This is a genomic window from Nonomuraea sp. NPDC049784 (genome assembly GCF_040659615.1).
Taxonomy (GTDB): domain Bacteria; phylum Actinomycetota; class Actinomycetes; order Streptosporangiales; family Streptosporangiaceae; genus Nonomuraea.
The window spans coordinates 1-6,344 of the sequence record NZ_JBFAMX010000595.1 but is presented as its reverse complement, the minus strand read 5'-3'; the positions used below and the strand labels follow the sequence as shown (position 1 = coordinate 6,344).

Sequence of the window (6,344 nt, the reverse complement as noted above, 5' to 3'; positions counted from 1 at the left end):
GGCCGGGGTGTAGAAGGCGGGGATGCCGGCGCCGCCCGCGCGCAGCCGCTCCGCCAGGCTGCCCTGCGGGGTCAGCTCCACCTCCAGCTCCCCTGCCAGGTACTGCCGGGCGAATTCCTTGTTGTCGCCGATGTACGAGGCGGTCACGCGTGCGATGCGCCCGGCCGCCAGCAGGACCCCCAGGCCGCCGCCGTCCACTCCGCAGTTGTTCGACACCACGCCGATCCCGGTCACGCCGGTGTTGTGAAGAGCCTGGATCAGCACGTTGGGGATGCCGCTGAGGCCGAAGCCGCCGACCGCGAACGACGCGCCGTCACGCACGCCCGCCAGCGCCTCCTCGGCGGTCGCGACCACCTTGTCTCTCCGCACGACGCTCCATTCACCCGAGAGTGTTCGCATAGTGAACATTAGTTCACTATTGTGATGTCGAGTATGCGTACGGGACCGCGTTCATGTCAAAGTCCTTGATCGAGCGGAGGAGGGCCGGATGGAGGCCGCAGGGACCCTGGAGCGCGGCCTGACCGTGCTGAGGGCACTCGTCGCCGACCCGGCCGGGCCCATGCCCGCAGGCGGGACGGCCGGCGAGGCTCACGGTGCCGCGCCGCCGCGCGCCGGGCGGTCGCGCTCCGGGCGGGTGCGCGCCACCGACCTCGTGCGCGCCACCGGCCTGGCCAGGTCGACCGTCGACCGCGTCCTGGCCACGCTGGCCCACCTCGGCTATGTCCGCGCCGAGGGGCGCGACATGCTGCCGGCGCCGCCCCTGATGGAGCTGGGCGAGGCGTACCTCGCCTGCGGCGGCCTGCGCGACCTCCTCGCGCCCCTGGCGGAGCGGCTCGCGGAGGAACTGGACGAGTCCGTGTCGCTGGCCGTCGAGGACGGCGACGGGGTACGTTTCATCGGCCAGTTCACCCGGCGGCGCACCATGTCGGTCGCCTTCCGGGCCGGCGACCTGCTGCCCGCCGCCCGCTGCGCGGCCGGCCTGGCCCTGCTCGATCCGTCGGCGCCGTGGGCCGAGGACGACCAGCTCATCGAGCCGGGCCTGATCGCGGTCGCGGTGCCCGTACGGGACCCGGAGGGAAAGGCGGTCTGCGCGGTGAGCGTCGTCAGCCACACCAGCAGGCACACCGCCGCCAGCCTGCGCGACTACGCACTCCCCCAGCTACGCAAAACGGTCGCGGACATGGAGGCGGCCCTGTCCGAGCCGGCGCCCCTGCCCCGCCCGGATTCCGCCGCCTCGCATCTCGCGCGAGAGCTTCCAGCGACCGAGCCGCCTCCGCGAAGTGGAGGCCATGGACACCGTGCCGCCAAGGACGAGCTGGGCGCGGGATTCCTGCAGTCACTGGCGCGCGGCCTGGCCGTACTGGTGTCACTCGGCTCGGCCCGCGGTGGTCTGAGCCTGGCCGACGCAGCCAAGGCCACCGGGCTCCCCAGGGCCACCGCGAGGCGGTCGCTGCAGGTCCTGGAGCGGCTGGGCTACGTCACCCCCCACGACTCGCGCTTCGCGCTGCTGCCCAAAGTGATGGAGCTGGGCTACGCCTCTCTGTCGGAGCGCACCTTCGGCGAGGTCGTGCAGCCGCACCTGGCCGACCTGGTGGCCCGGGTCCACCAGTCGGCCTCGGTCGGGGTGCTGTCCGGCGACGACGTCCTGTACGTGGCGCGCGTGCCCACGGCGAGCATCATGACCGTCAACATCACGGTCGGCACCCGCTTTCCCGCGTACGCCACCTCGATGGGCCGGGTGCTCTTGGCCGATCAGCCCCAGGAGCGCCTGGCAGCCATCGCGCCGGAGCCGCTGACCCGCCACACGATCACATCACCCGCCGAGTTGCGAGCCGCCGTCCGGCAGGCCACCGAAGACGGCTACGCGCTGGTGGACCAGGAACTGGAGGAGGGAGTGCGATCGATCGCCGTGCCGGTCCGCGGCCGGGACGGGCGGGTGGTCGCGGCCGTCAACGTCGCCACCCACGCCAGCCGCGCGAGCCGCGCCGGCCTGCTCCGCGACGTGCTTCCCGCCCTGGCAGAGACCGCTGCCAGGATGGCGGCCGACCTGCGGCACATCCCCGCCGAACCGTGACATGGATGGCCGCGGCCGCTCAGAAGGTCACTCGCGTACGCCCGTCGCCCCCCTCGGTGGTGCGATAAGGCCGTACATGACCAGGGCGGAGAGCGCGATCGAGATTATCGACCAGATGGGGAAGGCCGCCATGAAGGCGAAGTGGCCGATCATGGCGAGCCCTGCCAGGACGACCCCGCCCACGCGGGCCCACATCTGCCCGGCCAGCACGCCGAGCCCGATGGCGAACAGCAGGACGCCGAATGCCAGCCAGATCACGCCCCATGCGGTGTAGTTCCACACCAGCAGCCGCCCGGGTGTGACGAAGAAGCGCGTGTTGACGAGGGCGATGATGCCTTCGATGATGTTGAAGACGCCCAGCACCATGGCCAGCGTTCCGGCGAATCCCAGCCAGCCGGAAAAGCCGGCACCAGGGTGAAATGCCCGTCCGAACGGTGACGTTGACGACGTCATGATCGTCTCCCTTCCCCGAGTTGAACCTCCGGGTCGCGATGCATCCATGCCCGAAATGTCCGACTGCAACAATCCCCTCGGCAAAGCTATGTCTCCGCATCGGCAAAGGCGGCCACAAAACATGATGCGACCACCCAAGAGCCCCTTTTTTGCCAATTTTTCCAGAAAAAGTAGACACCCTTGACCGACATATAGGTTTCAAAAACGACAAAGTTCATTTAAATGCATTCACCGAATAATGTGGGTTCTGGAGGCTCGGCCACCAGTGGCGCGGTGATCCGAGCGCCTGAGCCGTTGGAGCATTCATGACCATGACCGCACCGATCGTTTCGTTCCGGTTGCCCTCGGAGCTCAACAGCTTCGTCGGCCGGCGGCACGAGATTGCCGAGGTCAAGCGGCTGCTGTCCGAAGCCAGGCTGGTGACCCTCGTCGGTGTGGGCGGCGTCGGCAAGACGCGCCTGGCACTGAGAGCCGGCTACGACCTGCGGCGCAGCTTCCACGACGGGGTGTGGCTGGTCGAGCTCGCGGCGCTGGAGAGCCCCGAGCTGCTCCTGCAGACGGTGACGGAGTCCCTGGAGATCCAGGACCGTTCCGTACGGCCGTCCATCGAGGTGCTCATCGACCACCTGCACGACAAGCACCTTCTCCTGATCCTCGACAACTGCGAGCACCTGCTGGAGCACTGCGCCAGGATGGCGGAAACGCTCATGCGCACCGTGCCCGGACTGCGGATCCTGGCCACCAGCCGGCAGTCGCTCGGCGTCGTCGGAGAGCAGACGATGCCCGTGCCGACGCTGCCCATGCCGGATAGCAACGGCTCGCGCCCTTCCACCGAGTCACTGAAGCAGTTCGACGCGATACGACTGTTCGCCGAACGGGCCCAGGCCGTGCTCCCGGGATTCGAGGTGACCGAGGCCAACCAGGAGGCCGTGGCGCGCATCTGCCACCGTCTTGACGGCATCCCACTGGCGATCGAGCTGGCGGCCGTGCGGCTGCGGGCGATCTCCGTCGAGCAGCTGCTGACCCGGCTGGACGACCGGTTCCGGCTGCTCACGATGGGCGCGCGCACGGCCATGCCCCGCCAGCAGACGCTGCGGGCGCTGATCGACTGGAGCTACGGCCTGTGCACCGATCAGGAGCGGCTGCTGTGGGCCCGTCTCTCGGTGTTCTCCGGCGGTCTCGACCTGGAGGCGGCCGAGCAGGTGTGCTCGGGGGACGGCATCCTCCCCGATGAGGTCGTCGACCTGGTGGTCGGCCTGGTGGGCAAGTCGGTGCTGGCCCGCGAGGAGCACGAGACGACGGTGCGCTACCGGCTGCTGGAGACGATCCGCCAGTACGGCCGCGAACGGCTGCGAGAGTCGGGCGAGGAGGCGGAGCTGAAGGCCCGGCACCGCGACTGGTGCCACGACCTCGTGAGCCGCGCGCAGCGCGAATGGTTCGGCCCTCACCAGGTGGCCTGGTTCATGCGCCTGCACACCGAGCACGGCAACCTCCGCACGGCGCTCGACTACTGCCTCACGACGCCGGGCGAGGCGGAGCGCGGCCTGGCCATCGCCACGGCGCTGCGGTTCTACTGGATCGCGGCCGCCTCGCTGCGCGAAGGGCGCACGTGGCTCGACCGCCTGCTCTCCGCCGGCGCCGAGCCGACTCCCGCCCGCGCCGGCGCTCTGTGCCTCAACGCGCGGCTGGCGGTCCTGCAGAGCGACTTCGCGCCGGCCGCGGAGATGCTGGACGAGTGCCACGGCCTGAGCACGAAGCTCGGCGACGCGGGGATCCTCGCGGGCGCCGCGTACGTCTCCGGCCTCGCGGCCCTGATCCAGCGCGACTTCACCGGCGCGGTGACCTTCCTCGGCGCGGCGGTCGAAGGCCACCGCGAGGCGGGCGAGGACATGGGCATGGTGAACGCGCTGATGTATCTCGCCACCGCCCACTCGCTGCTCGGCCACTTCGATCAGGCCGAGGCCCAGTACAAGGAGTGCCTGGCAGTCTGCGAGGCGCGCGAGGACCACTGGTTCAGGTCGTACACGCTATGGGTGTACGGGATCGAGCTGTGGCGGCAGGGCGACACGGCCGGGGCGGTCGAGATGGAGCGCGAGGCCATCCGGCTCAAGCGGCCCTTCGACGACCGTCTGGGCATCGCCCTGTGCATCGAGGCGCTGGCGTGGATGGCCGCCGACGGCACGGCCGAGCGCGCTGCGGTGCTGTTCGGCGCCTCGCAGGAGAGCTGGCGGTCGTTCGGCGCTCCCCTGCTCAGCTACCTGTCCGGCTACCACGACGCCTCCGAGGCGCGGGCGCGGGAACGCCTCGGCGGGCGCGCGTTCGAGACCGGCTTCCGCAAGGGCACCGAGCTCACCTCCGCCGAGGCGATCGCGTACTCCATGTGCGAGACCGTCCAGGTGGCCGAGCCGGCGCGCGAGGCGGCCTCACCGCTCACCCGCAGGGAGCTGGAGATCGCCCAGCTCGTCGCGCAGGGCATGACCAACAAGGCGATCGCGTCCACGCTGGTGATCGCCCAGCGCACGGCGGAGGGGCACGTCGAGCACATCCTGAACAAGCTCGGGTTCAACTCCCGGGCTCAGATCGCGGCCTGGGTAGGTGAGCAGGGGCAGCCCCTTCCCGGGAGGTCTCCATGAAGGCCCGCGGCGGTCTACTGACCGACAAATCAAGCTTTGTCGGTCGGACGCATGAGCTGTCCGCGGTACGGAAGATGCTGGGCAGGGCCCGGCTGCTCACCTTGACCGGCGTGGGCGGCGTCGGCAAGACCCGGCTGGCGCTCAAGGCGGCGGAGCTCCTGCGGGACACATACCAGGACGGCGTCGAGGTGGTCGAGCTGACCACGCTGGAGACCGGCGACCTGCTCGAGTCGGCGGTCGCCACGGCGCTGGGGCTGCGCGACGGGCGCCCCGACCTCATGACCGTGCTGCTGGACTATCTGTCGGGCCGCCGGATGCTCCTGGTCCTGGACAACTGCGAGCATCTGAGCGCGGTCTGCGCCCCGTTCGTGGAGCGGCTGCTGCGCGCCGCCCCTCGCCTGCAGATCCTGGCGACCAGCAGGCAGACGCTACGGGTGTACGGCGAGCAGGTGCTGTCGGTCCCTCCCTTGCCCCTCCCTAGCCCGGGGGCCACCCTGCGGGAGATCGCCCGCCAGGACTCCGTACGCCTGTTCATCGAGCGCGCGACGGGTGTCGTGCCCGGTTTCGCGCTGCAGCCGGACAACATGGCGTCCGTGGCGCGGCTCGTGCAGCGCCTGGAGGGGATCCCCTTGGCGATCGAGCTGGCCGCGGTACGGCTGCGCACCCTGCCGCTCGAACAGCTGGCTCGCGAGCTGGACGAGCGGTTCGACGTACTGGTCGCGAAGGCTCCCGCCGCGCTCCCCCGCCACCAGACGCTGCGCGCGACCATCGACTGGAGCTTCCGCCTCTGCTCGACCGGCGAGCGGCGGCTGTGGGCCCGGCTGGGGATGTTCCCCGGCGGGGCCGACCTGGAGACGGCGGAGGCGGTGTGCTCGGGCGAGGGCATCGACCGCCTCGACGTGCTCGATCACCTGGCCGGGCTGGTGGACAAGTCGGTCCTGATCAGGGACGGGGCCCGGTACAGCATGCCGGAGAGCCTGCGCGCGTTCGGCTGCGAGCAGGTGCCGCCCTCCGAGATGCGGCAGCTGCGCCGGCGTTACGTCGATCATTACCGGAACCTGGTGGAGGAGCACCGGGTCGACGAGATGGGTCCCGAGCAGCTGGAGCGATACCTGCTGCTGCAGCGGGAGCTGCCCAACATCCGCGCCGCCCTCGAAGCGTGTCTGAGCGAGCCGGCGCTGGCT

The 6,344-nt window shown here is 70.4% G+C and carries 5 protein-coding genes; 3 read left to right on the top strand and 2 right to left on the bottom strand.

Annotated features, from left to right (window positions below; genetic code table 11):
* The coding region (locus tag AB0J09_RS52920; RefSeq protein WP_360709614.1) for a CoA-transferase at positions 1-369 on the bottom strand (369 nt) is incomplete at its 3' end.
* A gap of 118 nt (positions 370-487) precedes the next feature.
* On the opposite strand from AB0J09_RS52920, the gene AB0J09_RS52915 reads away from it, so the two are divergent.
* Positions 488-2,074 (top strand): IclR family transcriptional regulator C-terminal domain-containing protein, encoded by a 1,587-nt coding sequence (locus AB0J09_RS52915; RefSeq protein ID WP_360709612.1) that lies wholly within the window; start codon positions 488-490, stop codon positions 2,072-2,074.
* A 27-nt stretch (positions 2,075-2,101) separates the two neighbouring features.
* On the opposite strand, the gene AB0J09_RS52910 is transcribed toward AB0J09_RS52915, so the two are convergent.
* Positions 2,102-2,527 (bottom strand): hypothetical protein, encoded by a 426-nt coding sequence (locus AB0J09_RS52910; protein WP_360709610.1) that lies wholly within the window; start codon positions 2,525-2,527, stop codon positions 2,102-2,104.
* A gap of 305 nt (positions 2,528-2,832) precedes the next feature.
* On the opposite strand from AB0J09_RS52910, the gene AB0J09_RS52905 reads away from it, so the two are divergent.
* Both AB0J09_RS52905 and AB0J09_RS52900 read left to right on the top strand, forming a co-directional pair.
* Positions 2,833-5,160 carry a LuxR C-terminal-related transcriptional regulator gene (locus AB0J09_RS52905; RefSeq protein WP_360709608.1) on the top strand — a complete coding sequence of 776 codons (2,328 nt, stop codon included), beginning with the start codon at positions 2,833-2,835 and terminating at the stop codon, positions 5,158-5,160.
* A gap of 74 nt (positions 5,161-5,234) precedes the next feature.
* Positions 5,235-6,344 (top strand): AAA family ATPase (locus AB0J09_RS52900; RefSeq protein WP_360709606.1); only part of this gene is annotated, 1,110 nt, incomplete at its 3' end.

Coding starts and splice junctions, on each gene's coding strand:
- AB0J09_RS52915 (WP_360709612.1), top strand. CDS start 488: ATGGAGGCCGCAGGGACCCTGGAGCGCGGCCTGACCGTGCTGAGGGCA.
- AB0J09_RS52910 (WP_360709610.1), bottom strand. CDS start 2,527: ATGACGTCGTCAACGTCACCGTTCGGACGGGCATTTCACCCTGGTGCC.
- AB0J09_RS52905 (WP_360709608.1), top strand. CDS start 2,833: ATGACCATGACCGCACCGATCGTTTCGTTCCGGTTGCCCTCGGAGCTC.